At 50.2% G+C, this 14140-nt stretch carries 15 protein-coding genes and 1 tRNA gene; 3 read left to right on the top strand and 13 right to left on the bottom strand.

What is annotated here, in order from left to right:
• Nucleotides 1-342: 342 nt before the first annotated feature.
• The 6 genes from JWG39_RS15155 to JWG39_RS15135 form a co-directional block, all read right to left on the bottom strand.
• Nucleotides 343-615: a type II toxin-antitoxin system RelE family toxin gene (locus tag JWG39_RS15155; protein WP_205220286.1), complete on the bottom strand. Its 273-nt coding sequence runs from the start codon at nt 613-615 to the stop codon at nt 343-345.
• A complete protein-coding gene (gene relB, locus JWG39_RS15150; RefSeq protein ID WP_205220285.1) occupies nt 599-817 on the bottom strand; it encodes a type II toxin-antitoxin system RelB family antitoxin in 219 nt (72 codons plus the stop codon). Before relB ends, JWG39_RS15155 begins: the two co-directional genes overlap by 17 nt.
• Nucleotides 818-1331: 514 nt before the next feature.
• Nucleotides 1332-4805, bottom strand: a complete 3474-nt coding sequence (locus tag JWG39_RS15145) for a hybrid sensor histidine kinase/response regulator (RefSeq protein ID WP_205220284.1) — start codon at nt 4803-4805, stop codon at nt 1332-1334.
• Nucleotides 4806-4938: 133 nt separating this feature from the next.
• Nucleotides 4939-5250 (bottom strand): hypothetical protein, encoded by a 312-nt coding sequence (locus JWG39_RS15140; protein WP_205220283.1) that lies wholly within the window; start codon nt 5248-5250, stop codon nt 4939-4941.
• Nucleotides 5251-5260: 10 nt separating this feature from the next.
• Nucleotides 5261-5386, bottom strand: coding sequence for a hypothetical protein (locus tag JWG39_RS16875; protein ID WP_275889023.1), 126 nt, complete (start codon nt 5384-5386; stop codon nt 5261-5263).
• A 324-nt stretch (nt 5387-5710) separates the two neighbouring features.
• Nucleotides 5711-5786: transfer RNA gene (locus tag JWG39_RS15135), tRNA-Thr, on the bottom strand.
• A gap of 141 nt (nt 5787-5927) precedes the next feature.
• Between JWG39_RS15135 and JWG39_RS15130 the strand changes: the two genes are divergently transcribed.
• On the top strand, nt 5928-7418 hold the full coding sequence (locus JWG39_RS15130; RefSeq protein ID WP_205220282.1) for a cytochrome c3 family protein: 1491 nt from the start codon (nt 5928-5930) through the stop codon (nt 7416-7418).
• A gap of 73 nt (nt 7419-7491) precedes the next feature.
• The gene (locus tag JWG39_RS15125; protein ID WP_205220281.1) at nt 7492-8256 is read left to right on the top strand and encodes a septal ring lytic transglycosylase RlpA family protein; all 765 of its coding nucleotides are present in this window, start codon (nt 7492-7494) and stop codon (nt 8254-8256) included.
• Here JWG39_RS15125 and JWG39_RS15120 read toward each other — a convergent pair.
• The 6 genes from JWG39_RS15120 to rpsT all read right to left on the bottom strand — a co-directional run bounded on the left by JWG39_RS15120 (nt 8210) and on the right by rpsT (nt 13380).
• On the bottom strand, nt 8210-8902 hold the full coding sequence (locus JWG39_RS15120; RefSeq protein ID WP_205220280.1) for a phosphoribosylanthranilate isomerase: 693 nt from the start codon (nt 8900-8902) through the stop codon (nt 8210-8212). The two genes, JWG39_RS15125 and JWG39_RS15120, sit on opposite strands and share 47 nt — an antisense overlap.
• A complete protein-coding gene (gene trpC, locus JWG39_RS15115; protein WP_205220279.1) occupies nt 8902-9690 on the bottom strand; it encodes an indole-3-glycerol phosphate synthase TrpC in 789 nt (262 codons plus the stop codon). Before trpC ends, JWG39_RS15120 begins: the two co-directional genes overlap by 1 nt.
• 51 nt (nt 9691-9741) lie before the next feature.
• Nucleotides 9742-10779, bottom strand: a complete 1038-nt coding sequence (gene trpD, locus JWG39_RS15110) for an anthranilate phosphoribosyltransferase (RefSeq protein ID WP_205220278.1) — start codon at nt 10777-10779, stop codon at nt 9742-9744.
• Between the two features lie 90 nt (nt 10780-10869).
• Nucleotides 10870-11469, bottom strand: coding sequence for an anthranilate synthase component II (locus tag JWG39_RS15105; protein WP_205220277.1), 600 nt, complete (start codon nt 11467-11469; stop codon nt 10870-10872).
• A gap of 1 nt (nt 11470) precedes the next feature.
• A complete protein-coding gene (trpE, locus tag JWG39_RS15100; RefSeq protein ID WP_205220276.1) occupies nt 11471-12961 on the bottom strand; it encodes an anthranilate synthase component I in 1491 nt (496 codons plus the stop codon).
• Between the two features lie 134 nt (nt 12962-13095).
• Nucleotides 13096-13380, bottom strand: a complete 285-nt coding sequence (rpsT, locus tag JWG39_RS15095; protein ID WP_205220275.1) for a 30S ribosomal protein S20 — start codon at nt 13378-13380, stop codon at nt 13096-13098.
• A 94-nt stretch (nt 13381-13474) separates the two neighbouring features.
• Here rpsT and JWG39_RS15090 point away from each other — a divergent pair, with 94 nt between their 5' ends.
• On the top strand, nt 13475-13687 hold the full coding sequence (locus JWG39_RS15090; RefSeq protein ID WP_205220274.1) for a hypothetical protein: 213 nt from the start codon (nt 13475-13477) through the stop codon (nt 13685-13687).
• 35 nt (nt 13688-13722) lie between these two features.
• Here JWG39_RS15090 and JWG39_RS15085 read toward each other — a convergent pair whose 3' ends face one another.
• Nucleotides 13723-13914: a hypothetical protein gene (locus tag JWG39_RS15085; RefSeq protein ID WP_205220273.1), complete on the bottom strand. Its 192-nt coding sequence runs from the start codon at nt 13912-13914 to the stop codon at nt 13723-13725.
• Between the last annotated feature and the right edge of the window lie 226 nt (nt 13915-14140).

The following is a 14140-nucleotide window of genomic DNA, read 5'->3' as shown; positions in this document are numbered from 1 at the left end:
GCTTATTGTAGAATCTCGAGCTACCTGCAAACAATGGCAAACCAAGGAATCAATCCGCTTGTCGCTATTCAGTTGGCTTTAGGTGGTAAAATTCCAGGACTTGAGGCTGGTGGGGGTGAGTAGTTACAAAACCATAAGAGAATGCTCTTGTAGTTGAATTCGGTCTGTTATTTGCTTTGAGGTAATTGATATTGGCTCATGTTGCGTTTCGGGGTCGTGATTTGGTAAAATCACGCTTTCCTTTTACCAACTACTGAAAAGAGGCCATATCGCTGTTTCACCGGGAAGAGCTGCCAACCCCTGAAGGGATGAAAAACAAACCGGGGGGGGGAGGACGTTGGATTAATACCTTCCGTATATATTTTTCCGGTGTCCTGCTGCAAGGACTAAAACGATCAACTGGTGGTCTTCGATATTGCAGATGAGTCGGAAATCCCCGATCCGGTAACGCCAAAGACCGGCATGATTTGCTGTCAAACCTTTTCCCTTCGAGCGTGGGTTTTCCAAGGTGGTAAGATCATCCTCCAAGAAAACGCGTATTTTGCGCTGTACTTGAGGGTCGAGTTTTTTGATGTCTTTGGCCGCACTCGCTGTGTATTTAATCGTCCAGGCCATTCCAGACGTTCTCTGAGCTTAAAATTTCTTCTTCACCTGAACGAACTCGTTCCAAGATCGCAAGGCCCAGGTAAACATCTTCCAAGTCTTCGAGATGTTTTTCGATAGCTTCTCTGGCATAAAAGGTTTTTGTCCGGCCTGTTTTCTTTGCTAACTCTGCTAGCCTTTTTTCGGTTTCTTCTGGTAGTCGTATCGCAAGCATGAGATTCTCCTTTATTCTTTTGCTATACATGTATAGCAAAAGAATAAAGTCTCTTGTTGCAAATAGCAAATCTTTTTCATCAGCCAGAAAGGGGGGTGCAATTAAACAAACGGCTCTAAAGTTCCATAGGATTTTGCATAAATCCGCCGCCAGCAAGATTTTCAGCGAATTTTTGACCTCCCAATTTTAACCCAGTTCCAGACCCGGATTTTTGAGATGAGCCACCTGTTGTGCTGAAGACGCCCAAATTGTGCGTCTCTACAAGGAGATCCTTTGCACAAAGACAACGCAATCTTGTCACCACGGGATTATAGCGGCAGAATTGTATCCGAATTTGTACAATCAATACCCGTAAGATAAATCACCGAAATCGCAAAGACGCCCAAATTGTGCGTCTGTCCCACCTGCCTTTGTATTGGCCGCAGAACGTGACTGCGTGAATATCTTTTTTGGCGACTACAAATGGATAAACAGACGAAAAAAAAGGCAATCAATTGATCTGTTATTTTTACAATTAACTTTTCAATACCTCATCTACTTTTGCGCCTAAATCTCTTGCTGAAAATGGTTTCTGAATGAAAGACATTCCCTCTTCCAATATCCCCTTCCCTGAGATGACAGTCGAGGTATATCCTGACATAAACAGGCACTTGAGGTCTGGATTAATGGCCAAAAGTACATTTGAAAGATCTCGTCCATTCATTTCCGGCATAATGACATCTGTGAGCAGGAGATCAAGTGTCTTGTCGTTTTCTTTGGCAAGCTTGACAGCCTCTTTCCCGTTACTGGCAACGAGAACGACATAACCAAGATTTATCAGTATTTTTGATGTGAGTTTGAGAATTGATGCTTCATCTTCCACAACAAGGATGGTTTCGCCATGGCCCTGCACAATCTCATCTTTCTTTTGTTTCTCCGAGGCAGTGATCAGGTCTGCATGTCGAGGGAGATAGATTCTGAAGGTGGTCCCCTGGCCCGGTTCGCTGTAGACGTTGATGAAACCATTGTTCTGTTTTACAATGCCATAAACCGTGGCCAGTCCAAGCCCCGTGCCTTCACCTGGTTCCTTGGTGGTAAAAAAAGGTTCAAAGATCCTGCCGATTGTGTCAGAATCCATGCCGATGCCATCGTCACTAATAGACATGAGAACAAAATCCCCAGCGATAAACCCGGGATGGCTTAAGCAATAGGCTTCATCAATGCATGTTGTCTCCGTTTCAATGGTAATCTTACCCACCCCGTTTATGGCATCCCGGGCATTGACGCAGAGATTCGCGAGGATCTGATCTAATTGCGAGGGGTCAATGAAGACAGGCCAGAGAGAGGAGGGGTGCCAGTTGAGATCAATGTCCTCGCCAATAAGCCGCCTGAGCATCTTGAGCATCTCCTCAATGGTCTCGTTGAGATCAAGAACTCTGGGGGCTATTGTCTGTTTGCGGGCAAAGGCCAGAAGTTGCCGGGTGATAGTGGCTGAACGAGTACCGGCATTGACAATTTCCTGCGCATATTCATGCAGAGGATCATCCGGTGAGATTTTTTCAAGAAGCATATTGCCGTACCCGAGGATAACGCTCAGCATATTGTTGAAATCGTGGGCCACTCCTCCTGCCAATTGGCCGATTGATTCAATTTTCTGAGACTGGGTCAGTCGTCTCTGCAGTTCGGCCCGCTCCTTATCAGCCCGTTTACGCTCGGTGATATCTCTGCCGATTCCCAGTACGCCAACGAGTGTCCCCTTCTCGTCATACATAGGGGTCTTAATAGTTTCCAGCAAGGCGCGATGCCCATCCTCCAAAAAGGTAACCCATTCCTCATTGCTGGACTCTTTTCCCGCTGCAATCGCCTTTTCATCGTTTGATTTGAAAGAGTCTGCAACTTCTCGGTCGACAAAATCGTAATCAGTTTTTCCGATAATATCTTTTTCTCTGGCATTGAAAAATCGTTCAAATTGTTTATTGCATGTAAGGTAGACGCCATCAGTATTCTTCAGCCATATCAGGTCCGGGATAGTCTGCACCAGGGTGCGAAGGTGAGCCTCACTTGTACGGAGCAATTGCTCCCTCTCCTTGCGCGTGGTGATATCATTGAGGCTGGTTACAGCATGCGCCTCGTTGTTGATTTGAATAATTTCTGTTGAAAATAAACAGTGTATAATCTTCCCGCTTTTGCTTTTAAGTATCACCTCCCTGTTGACAAAAGGTATACCTTTAACCAAATCTGAAGTAACAGCATCTCGCTCTTCTGGATTAACCCACACACCTAATTCTAAAGAGGTTTTCGAATCCAGTTCTTCCTTTGAATATTCAAACCCGGCGAGCCAGGCCTGGTTGTAATCTACAAATTTCCCATCACGTACACGCGTAATACAAAGCATAGTGGGGCCTAAATTAAAGGCTTTTGAGAATTTTTCTTCACTTTCCGCCAAGGATTTTTCAGCGTTTACCCTCTCAGTTATATCTATAAAGGTTGCCAGAAAGTTCTTGGTGATGGTAATTCCAGAGATGATGATTTCGCGAATATCGCCGTCCTTGCACGTTACATGATATACTTCTGCTTCGATATCAACACCCGTTTGAGCTGCACGGCTGACGGCTGATTCCCAGTTTTTGATTACCCATTCCCGGTATTCTTTGTCAGGATACGCCTTTTTCCACCACTCTGCCAACGACGGTATCTCTTGTTCTGAATAGCCGAACACGTTGAAAAAACGTTCGTTCATATAGGTTATCACACCTTCTTTATTCACCAGGCAGACTGGTAACGGCATGCTCTGCAACAGTATCCTGAATTTCTCTTCGCTTGCCTGCAGCGCGTGTTCTGCCTGCCTGCGTAAGTGCAGATACCACAGCAACACGATTATGCTCAGGACCAACAAGAGAAAAACAACACTCAGAACATGCAGAATCCAGACGTTACGCTCAAAAAAACTGGAGGGACGGTTCAGCACAACCGCGTCTTTCGATATCAGGTTTTTTGAGATGCCCCAACGTCGCATCTGTTGCCAGTCAAATTGTTCCTGACCGTAGTCTTCCAGAGAGGTAATGCCGGGCAGCGGTTTGCCATGCAAAATCTGGTTTATCATCTCCGCCGATCGACGCCCGCTCATTTTGGATGAAAGGACATAACCTCCCACAATACCATCAGGCATAAACGTGTCGGCAATACCAAAAATCGGTACACTTGCAACCTCGGAGAGTTCCTTGACAACCTTTGCAGAAACAGATGGCGTACCGTTTTTATCCACAGTCGTCGCCAAAAACAAAATCACATGCTCTCCAGATAATGAGGCAACCCGCTTTTTGAGTTCCGCTACTGGTACACCGGACCAGTACGCAATCTCTACGCCATGGTAAAGAGTCCCCAGTTGCTGACGGGTAGAGGCTTCCAGTGATCTGTCATAAGGGTCCAGACCGGTGACAACAATTATCTTTTGGGTTTGAGGGCGCAATTGAAGGGCAATCCGTACATTTCTATCCGCTCTGATATTATAACGGACTTCATGTACATTCACCGGAGGCACCTCCCATTCCCTGTGAAGCGCCAGGTTCTGATCGGCGATGATCAACGGCACAGAAGGCAGTGCCTCAAGAATAGTGTCTATTTGCGAGAACTCGCGCCTGACAACAATAAAATCTATTTTATCGGTGTATCGTTCCCGGAATAACGTCAAAAATGCCTGACGGGCAGCGGGAGAATCGATGTCGGCGATGGTCGTGTTTTCTATTACCATTTCCACTGGAACGCCGGTGATTCTTTGCAGATGGTCGCGGGACTCGGTAAACATGGCGAGTGACCACGGCCATGAACCCGAGCGTAAGCTCAAGTACAAAACACGATATGATTCTTTATTTTCATGTTGGTTGCGTGGCGCCCTGGAGGCAGTGACACCTTCCTGAGCCACCGACCACGACGTGACAAGAAGAAGCAGCACTGCGAGCAGAATCAAAACATGCCAGACCATTGACATCTTTGGGACTAATTTTGCCATTCTCTTCTCTCCTCCCTGGACAGATGATATCAACTTCACTACGCAGGAATGCTCTGAAAAACGTGTATCATCCGTAATGAGTACAATAAGTGCAACACCCTCCTTTAGAAAGGTACCAGATCATGGCCTTTCTTCAAACAGGAAGCTCGCAGACAGAGATTGCCGGAACACTGAATCGTTTTAAGAGTATAGTCACAACGATGGCCAGACGGGAATTCGCCGAGAAGGTCACAAAACAAAACGCTGAAGCAGTGCAGATTGTACCATTTATATTTTGTATTAACGAGAGAACGCGACCATCACCATTGGTGAAAAATCGGTACGGCAGTGGTTTCCCGTAATGTTGTTGTGTAGACAAGGCATGCCTTGTCTCTACGGTGGCGGCAATCAGCGAAATGGCAACCATCACCGATAACCCGCGAAACAATACACGCCATGTTGTCATAACGGTGGAATTACACATCATTGGTGAAAAATCGGCACAACAGTGATTCCAGCAATGGTGTTGTAGAGACAAGGCATGCCTTGTCTACACGGTGACGGTAAACGTAACGATAACGGTGGAATGACTTGTAACGCACGGAATAAACTGGTAACAATTCCCTGTTTAATTTTAAAATTTTTTGCCTTTATTCGCATGATTAGAGCTTTCCTTTGGCAAAAAGTTTTTCGCTGTTCCGTCTTTTGCTTTTCCCTGTCTCCCGTCTCCTTTCTCCTGTCTCCTTTCTCCTGTCTCCTTTCTCCTGTCTCCCATCCCCCTGCCTTTGAATTCGCCAATAGAAAGTGAAAATGGCATTCAGTACGGTCACAACTTAATAGGAATGGTATAATTCGTGTCCATTCGTGGTTCCTTTTTTTACGAAAAAAGGCTCCCGGAGAAGAATCTCCGGGAGCCTTGAATTTACTGGAGCCAGCAAGCGGAATCGAACCGCTGGCCTGCGCTTTACGAGAGCGCCGCTCTACCAACTGAGCCATGCTGGCATTGTTGCACGGGAAAAAGATACACCCGTTTGCGGCACAACATATATCAGGTAGGAGTTGAAAATTCAACCAATTTACAATATAAGGCTCTAAAAAATTACCTTTTTTTGTCTGTTTGCTAACCAGTAATGAAACCTGCCCATGCCATCCAAATGTATCGTCAATCGCATCATCATACTCCTGTTTTGTGCATCGCTCCTGGCTCTTTCGGGCTGTTCCGGCGATAGAGACTCGGGTTGTCTCTCCTGTCATGAGGGATATGACAAAACCATGGATACCTCTCACAACTTCTCCTGCATCACCTGTCATGGCGGGCAGGACAGGACAGACAAGAAGAAAAAAGCACACAATAATCTTATAGCCCGTCCGGCCAGTCCCTCTCAAATGAATGAAAAATGCGGGGAATGCCATAAAGAGATTACTGCCGCCCTGCCCCATACCAGTCATTATACGCTCGCTCCGGCCATCAATCTCTTCCGCAATGCGTACAATGCACAAGATAAGGTGCAGAGCTTTGCCGAGGTAAATTCCCATGCAAATCCGCAGAATCCGCTGGAACTTGCCGATGATCTTCTCCGCCGCCGCTGCTTCCGCTGTCACCTTTTCTCCCCTGGAGACGAATACAACGCCGTGCGTCACGGCGTTGGCTGCGCCGCCTGTCATATACAGCTGAAAGAGGGCTCAAGCACGCCGCACTCCTTTCAGCAGCCGGGTGACGAGCAGTGTCTCTCCTGCCACTATGGCAATTATGTCGGTGCCGACTATTATGGTCATTTTGAACCTGACTTCACCCCGGGATATCGCGCCCCGTGGTGGACCAGCGATGAGGCAGCCGATGCCCGTCCGTGGGGTGTTGAATATATCCAGCTCGTACCAGATATCCATCAGCAGAAGGGAATGCAGTGCATCGACTGCCACAGCGGCAGCGAACTCATGAAGGGAGGACAAAGTCTTACCTGTATCAGTTGCCACGATGGCGAATCACTGCAGGCAGACCTGCCCGGTGGAGTAAAAGCAGAGAGCGGCACCTTTACTTTTACCGATCACAGCGGGCAGATTCACCCGTTACCCCTGATGCAAAATCCGGCGCACCTGATGAAGAAGGTGGATTGTCAGGTTTGCCACGCTCAATGGGGTTTCAACGATATGGAGAAGCATTATCTCCGTTCTGATATCCAAAATGACGACCCGTTCCTCAACCTCGCCATCCAGGGCAGCTCAGAGGTGGAGCGTATCGTGCAGACCAGCAATACTTCCAGCGGAAAAAAATTACCGCTCGTCATGACCGATAAAATCACCGGAAAAGCAATACCCGGGGTATGGTATAAGGGCTTTCTCATGCGGCGCTGGGAAGAGGTTCAACTTGGCCGCCGGGCCGATGGAACCATCACCACCGTGCGTCCGCTGCTCGACTATCAAATTTCCTGGATTGATAAAAATGGTGAATTGCGTATTGACAGTGTACATTCTTATCCTGCCAGGGGGGAATATCAGCCCTACACCCCGCATACTACAGGCTCTGCCGGATCGCAGTACCTTGAGCGTATCAGGTTATTCCACAGCCAGGAAAGAGATTCTGAGGCGCAGCCGCCCCTCTGGATTAAAGCCACACCAATCCGTAAAAAGAAGTAGCTGGACCTGTTCCTTCTTCTCCAGACCACGATTGTTCGGGGGGTTGTTCCGCTTTCTTGTTCTCGCAGGTGCGGTGTTTTCCCTTGTACTCTTCGGTTCGCTGCCGGCGATCCATGCAAAGAAGATCCCTGCCACACAGCGTCCCTACGTCATCGACAGCAAAACCTACTATCCCATTCCCTCCTCTGAAGGCTACACGAAACAGGGCCTTGCCTCATGGTATGGTCCCGGTTTCCACGGTCATAAGACCTCAAACGGCGAAATTTACAACATGCATGAAATGACAGCAGCGCACAAGGTTTTGCCGATGAACACCACGCTGCTGGTACACAATCTGGAGAATGACAAGAAGGTGGTCGTACGGGTTAATGATCGCGGCCCCTTTGTCCGCGGCAGGATTATCGACCTGAGCCATAAGGCAGCGAAGGCCCTGGGAATAGTGAAGAAAGGAACAATGCGGGTGGAGATTATTGCGCTGGCAAAAAAATTCAGGAAGAAAAAAGACGGCAGCGCAGTGCTGAGTTACGACGATATTCAGCATGGAGACTACTTCGTGCAGATCGGTGCCTTTCGTTATCCGGGCAACGCCGAGGCACTGGCAAAACGTTTTCATGACGCCGGACACAAAACCATGATCTATCGCTGGCAAGGGGAAAAGCAGGAGTTATTTCGTCTGTGGGTTTATGTGGGGCACACTCTCAGTCGGGCAGAGGATGCGGAACGCAAACTTCAGGACAAAGGGTATAAAGGTGCCTTTATCGTGCGCTGTGATGAAGAGCAGAAGCGACATCTCAGTGCGCCTCATTTCCCGGTTCAGAGTTCACCTCGCGTACCATAAGCATCACCCGTACAATCTCCTGCTGAATCTTGACTCCAGGCGCACTCTCAACTCCGGAATTAAGATCAAGCCCATAGGGCTTTAACTGCGTCATGGCGGGGACGACATTGCCACGATTCAGCCCGCCGGCAAGGAAAAAAGGTCTGGCAAGCTGCAGCTTGTGCACCAGTTCCCAGTCGAAACAATGCCCGGTACCGCCCTTTTCACCTTTCACGAAGGTATCCAGCAGAAAGGCATCCACCACATCATTATACTCAGCAAAATCAGCAGCCGAACTCGCCTCTCCCACACGAAAAGCCTTGAGCAGGGTCAGCGACGGCATCCGCTGCCGCAGCCCGGCACAGAAATCCGCGCTTTCGCTGCCGTGCAGCTGGACAGCCGTGAGCCGGGCCAGAGTTACCGTCCGCTCAATTTCATTCAGCTCTGCATCAACAAAGACCCCGACCCGGTGGACAAAGGGCGGCAGTTTTTCGGCAATATTCCCGGCCTTCTCTGGTTCGATATATCTCGGGCTCTTCGCGTAGAAGATGAACCCGACAGCATCCGCTCCCGCATCTGCCGCCGTAAGAGCATCTTCCAGCCTCGTCATGCCACAGAATTTTACCCGCGTACGGATTGCCACAACGTCTGCTTCTGGTTTCGTCATTATTCAGCCTCCCGCAGAGCCTGGAGCAGCTCGCTCTTCGCTCCCGCGCGCATCAGCGTCTCGCCAATCAGTGCTCCGGCAATGCCTGCGTCCCGCAGACGTTTCATATCGGCAACGCTGGTCAGCCCGGATTCGCTCACCAGCGGAATCTCCGGAGGCACCATTTTCTGCAGACGGAAGGTGGTCTCAATATTAACGGTGAAATCGCGCAGGTTGCGGTTGTTCACGCCAAGCAGGCGCGGACGGCTGGTCTCAAGGACCATTTCACACTCCGCCTCATCATGCACCTCCACCAGCACATCCATACCCTTCTCTTCGGCCTGGTCGTGATAGTCGGCGAACTGATTTTGTTCGAGGATGGCGGCGATGAGAAGGATGGCATCGGCACCACAGCAGGCAGCTTCATCAATCTGCAGCGGATCAATAATAAAATCTTTACGGATAATCGGCAGCTTCACCGCCGCCCGGGCCTGCATGAGATAGAGGAGACAGCCCTGAAAAAAATGTTCGTCAGTAAGCACCGAGATACACGATGCGCCCTGCTTCTCGTAGTTGCGGGCAATATCCACCGGCAGGAAGTGCTCACAGATAACTCCTTTGGAGGGTGACGCCTTCTTTGCCTCAGCGATGATTCCCACGCCCTTTGCACTGAGCAGGGAGGTGATAAAACCGCGTGGCTTGTCCACCGGTGTATCGGCAAACTCTCCGGGAATCTGAATTCCATTACGGTAGAGAAGTTTAACCTCCTCCTTCTTGCGATCTACAATAGTATCAAGGATAAAAGACATATTTCAATTTCCCGTAATTTCTCAAAAAGTTATGGAAGAAGGGAGAAGGGATCAACCGTGTGCCCTTGAAAAAGCTGCCAGTTCCTCCACCTTTCTCAAGGCAGCACCAGAATCAATAAGCTCCGCGGCCAGCTTCACACCGGCCAGCGGGTCGGCGGCACGGTCAAGCATCATCAATCCGTAGGCGGCGTTCATCAACACCATGTCACGTCGTGCTCCTTTGGTACCGGAAAGGACATCGCGCAGGATCTGTGCAGACTCTGCGGCGGTGGCACCACCCTGAATATCCGCCAGTGACCAGCGGCCAAGGCCGAGATCTTCCGGCTCAATGCTGTACTCCTGCACACTGCCGTTCTTTCCCTCGGCGATCCAGGTGGTTCCGGTAACGGTGAGTTCATCAATTCCGCCCTCCCCGCAGGCGAAGATGATCCGCTTCGCGCCGAGGCGCACCATCACTTCAGTGAGTGGCCGGGTCAGCTTCTTATCGAAAACACCGGAAAGCTGCACATTAGCCCCTGCGGGATTGGTCAGCGGCCCGAGAATATTAAATACGGTGCGAATACCGAGTTGTTTCCGTGGCCCGGCGGCATATTTCATGGCATTGTGGAGGTTGGGAGCAAAGAGAAAACCGAGACCAATCTTTCGTACACTCTCACCAACCTGCTCTGCGTTCAGGGCAAGGTTGACACCAAGTGCTTCGAGCACATCAGCGGCGCCACACTTGCTGGAGATACTGCGATTACCGTGTTTGGCAACGGGTACTCCCGCTGCGGCGACCACAAAACTGGTACAGGTGGAGACGTTGAAGGTTCCCGTACAATCCCCGCCGGTGCCGACCACCTCAAAGAGATCTTCTCCGCCTGCGGTATCTATACCAGTATCCACCCGGGTTGCCTTTTCGCGCATGACCCTTGCCGCGCCGACAATCTCATCCACCGTTTCGCCCTTCATGCTCAGTGCGGTGATAAAGGAGCCTATCTGTGCCTCAGTGGCATCCCCTCCCATGATATCACTCATTACGCCGACCATCTCCTCTTCAGTGAGATTCTCGCCGGTGACCACTTTGCCAATTCCTTCCCGTATATTCATATCTTCTCTCCAGCTGTAGTTCTGTGAATTTCGCTCTTTTGGGTACCTTGAATAATCTTGGATTCGTTCATATTCAAGGCAGCCTTTTCTTTAAAATTCCTTCAACCAGTCATCGGCCATAAAGTTCTGCAGCAGCCGAACTCCGGCCGGAGTCCTGATTGATTCAGGATGGAACTGCACACCCTCCATCGGCACCTCGCGGTGGCGCATGCCCATCAGTTCCCCGGTATCACTGCGGCAACTGATCTCAAAACAGTCCGGCAGACTTTTTTCCTCAGCCACAAGACTGTGGTAACGCATCCCTGCAAAGGGGTTTTCCAACCCGGCAAAAATACCCCTGCCGTCATGGCTGATCGGGCTGGTTTTCCCGTGCATCAAGCGCTCGGCACGCACGACCTGTCCGCCAAAAGCAACCGCCATTGACTGGTGGCCAAGGCAGACACCGAGAATCGGCACCCTGCCAGCGAAGTGGCGGATTGCTTCCACTGAAATCCCTGCCTTGAGCGGAGTGCAGGGACCGGGAGAAATCATCAACCGATCCGGCTTCAGCGCCTCAATTTCCTGCAGGGTAATCTTATCGTTACGGAAGACGCGGATATCCTCACTGCGTCCTTCCGCCTGTGCGGCGGCGTGAATAACCTGCACAATATTCCAGGTAAATGAATCGTAGTTATCAATAACAAGCAGCATATCAGAATCCCCTCTCAGCCAGTTCTACCGCCCGGCGCAGGCCGAGAGATTTGTTGACGGTCTCTTCATACTCCTTCTCCGCTACAGAATCGGCAACGATTCCCGCCCCCGCCTGAATCCAGAGATCCTCCCCTTTAAGAACAAAGGTGCGGATAGTAATGCAAAAGTCCATATTATCGGAGAACCCAAAATACCCCACAGAACCGGCATAGGGTCCGCGGCGGTCCGTCTCCAGTTCATCAATAATCTGCATGGCACGAATCTTCGGCGCCCCGCTCACCGTTCCGGCGGGAAAGCTCGCCTTGAGCACGTCAAACTGATCCAGCCCATCGGCAATCTCACCGCGAACCCCGGAAACGATATGCATGACGTGACTGTAGCGTTCAATAACCAGCAGATCTTCCATCCACACCTGTCCCGGTTTGGCCACCCGGCCAACGTCGTTCCGACCGAGATCGACCAGCATCATGTGTTCAGCGATTTCCTTGGGATCGGCCAGCAGCTCTTTCTCCAGCGCAAGATCCTCTTCTGGAGTTACACCGCGCTTTCTCGTCCCGGCAATAGGCCGCAGGTAGATCTCACGTCCCTCCTTGCGCACCAGAATCTCCGGTGAGGAACCGATTTGCAGGATATCTCCCATCTGCAGATAAAAAAGATAGGGACTGGGATTGATATGGCGCAGTGCCCGGTAGAGCACCATCGGCGAGAGCTTGGTGGTGGTGTGAAAGCTTTGCGAGAGCACCACCTGGATAATGTCTCCCTGGAAGATATACTCCCGCGCCTTTTCAACCATTGCCTCAAACTCCTCTTTATTGAAGTTGGAGGTAAACTCATGGGCGGGGGAACCTTTGGCAGAATCGGTAAAAAGAGTATCCTCCACCGGTCTGCGCAGGAGTGTGGCAATGCGTTCCATTTCCTGCACCGACTCTTTGTAGAGCACGGCGGCATCTCCGTCATCAACCCGCACCCAGCAGATAATGGTCAGCGTCTGCTTGAAGTTATCGTGGGCGAGGATGAAGCGGGGGATCATGAAAGAGGAGTCCGGCAGGTCGTGCTGCGGCTTGCTGGTCGGCAGCTCTTCCATGAAACGGACCATGTCGTAGCCGAGAAACCCCACCGCTCCGCCGGAAAACCGTGGCAGCTCCGGTGCAACCTGCGCCTGGCAGGAAGCAAGAAGTTCCTGCAGTGCCTGGAGGGCATCCCCGGAGGAATGTTGCTCCTTCACGGTACCGTTAAAGAATTCGTTAATATGTATCTGTTCGCCCTGCGAGGTGAAGGTGGCAAGCGGGTCGAAACCGATAAAGGAGAAGCGGCCCCACTTCTCGCCGCCCTGCATACTTTCGAAGAGAAAGCAGTGGCTGCTCTCCTTCTGAATTTTGGAGAAGAGCGTCAGTGGCGTATCAAGGTCGGCAATCACCTCAAGAGAGATGGGCACCAGCCCGCCTGTGCGGCTCTTGTCGATAAATGTACTGAAATTGGGAACTATTGGCATGACAGTATCGCGTTGAAAGGAAAGGGAAAACTACAGTTCAGGGAACATCGGGAACTATAATACATAAAAAAGGCCATGAAATCACAAAGATTTCATGGCCTTATAAAACCATACCACTCATGGAAGCAAAAACCTTATGCTGCGACTTCCACCGGGGCTTCCTTTGCCTTAAGCATTTTTGCCAGACGAGAAACCTTCCGCGAAGCAGTTTTCTTCGGGATAGTACCCTTGCGGGCGGTTGTAGCGATAACACTGGTAGCCTTGCGCAGAGCTTCCCGAGACTCTTCAACAGTCCCTTCAACAATAACCTCACGGAAGCTGCGGACAGCGTTTTTCATTACAGATTTATTAGCGCGATTACGCAGGCGACTGGCCTGAGCTTGACGATTTCTTTTTTCAGCGGACTTGTGATTTGCCACGTTTAACTCCTCTTTAAGGTACCCCGCGGGGATTTACAGGCACACAAAAACAGTCCCCTGCGGGGTAACATCTGCCATGTGTGCAATTAAATGTATGAAAGAGCGTTTTGTACACTTTTTAGGCGAGAAGGTCAAGGAGATATTTGAAATTCGCTGCTTCTGCCCTGCAGGTTTTCCACGAAGAAAAGAAGCCTCCGCATGCTTCTCAGGATTACTGGAGACCCTGCTGTCAATGCCATCAAACAAGGCATGTTGTGGGCGCATTGCTGGTGACGCGCGTCGTGGCGGTTCCTATATAGTACTGTAATTCTGCGTCAGCCAAAGGTGACATCTACTCTGGTCTCAGTGCCGGTTTATCGGTTTTGAGGTGCAGCGGATTTTCATTGTTTCGTATCCGGCAACGGTTGCCATTTCCGTTACGGTTGCCGTCACCGTAGAGACAAGGCATGCCTTGTCTACACCATCGCCGGAACCATCGCGTCGTGCCGATTTTCGGTAAACGGCAAAACAATCCCACCGTTGCAGCTGCAGCAATCACCAATTCGCATCATATTTACTCACCATTCGCGTAAACTGAAAAACTATCCGGAATTACTCTCCAGGCCGGAATAGATTTCTGGTCCCAGACCAAGAAGTTCCAACATCCTTACTTGTAACGGTGAAAGTGGTGTGACATGGTGAAAGATTTGCCCGGCTAACTCGATGATCGTCAGAGTGATTTGGGAATAGGCCTTCAGGATTCTTTCCGCTGTTGGAGAAT

Source organism: Desulforhopalus vacuolatus, from assembly GCF_016918505.1.
Classification (GTDB): Bacteria; Desulfobacterota; Desulfobulbia; order Desulfobulbales; family Desulfocapsaceae; genus Desulforhopalus; species Desulforhopalus vacuolatus.
The sequence above is the reverse complement of the archived record's forward strand: the minus strand, read 5'-3'. Positions and strand labels throughout refer to the sequence as shown.

Excerpts from the sequence above, each read along its gene's own strand:
- JWG39_RS15155 (WP_205220286.1), bottom strand. The coding sequence starts at position 615 with ATGGCCTGGACGATTAAATACACAGCGAGTGCGGCCAAAGACATCAAA.
- JWG39_RS15120 (WP_205220280.1), bottom strand. The coding sequence starts at position 8,902 with ATGACGAAACCAGAAGCAGACGTTGTGGCAATCCGTACGCGGGTAAAA.
- JWG39_RS15090 (WP_205220274.1), top strand. The coding sequence starts at position 13,475 with ATGAAAGAGCGTTTTGTACACTTTTTAGGCGAGAAGGTCAAGGAGATA.
- relB (WP_205220285.1), bottom strand. The coding sequence starts at position 817 with ATGCTTGCGATACGACTACCAGAAGAAACCGAAAAAAGGCTAGCAGAG.
- JWG39_RS15145 (WP_205220284.1), bottom strand. The coding sequence starts at position 4,805 with ATGGCAAAATTAGTCCCAAAGATGTCAATGGTCTGGCATGTTTTGATT.
- JWG39_RS15130 (WP_205220282.1), top strand. The coding sequence starts at position 5,928 with ATGCCATCCAAATGTATCGTCAATCGCATCATCATACTCCTGTTTTGT.
- JWG39_RS15140 (WP_205220283.1), bottom strand. The coding sequence starts at position 5,250 with ATGACAACATGGCGTGTATTGTTTCGCGGGTTATCGGTGATGGTTGCC.
- trpC (WP_205220279.1), bottom strand. The coding sequence starts at position 9,690 with ATGTCTTTTATCCTTGATACTATTGTAGATCGCAAGAAGGAGGAGGTT.
- trpE (WP_205220276.1), bottom strand. The coding sequence starts at position 12,961 with ATGCCAATAGTTCCCAATTTCAGTACATTTATCGACAAGAGCCGCACA.
- trpD (WP_205220278.1), bottom strand. The coding sequence starts at position 10,779 with ATGAATATACGGGAAGGAATTGGCAAAGTGGTCACCGGCGAGAATCTC.
- JWG39_RS15105 (WP_205220277.1), bottom strand. The coding sequence starts at position 11,469 with ATGCTGCTTGTTATTGATAACTACGATTCATTTACCTGGAATATTGTG.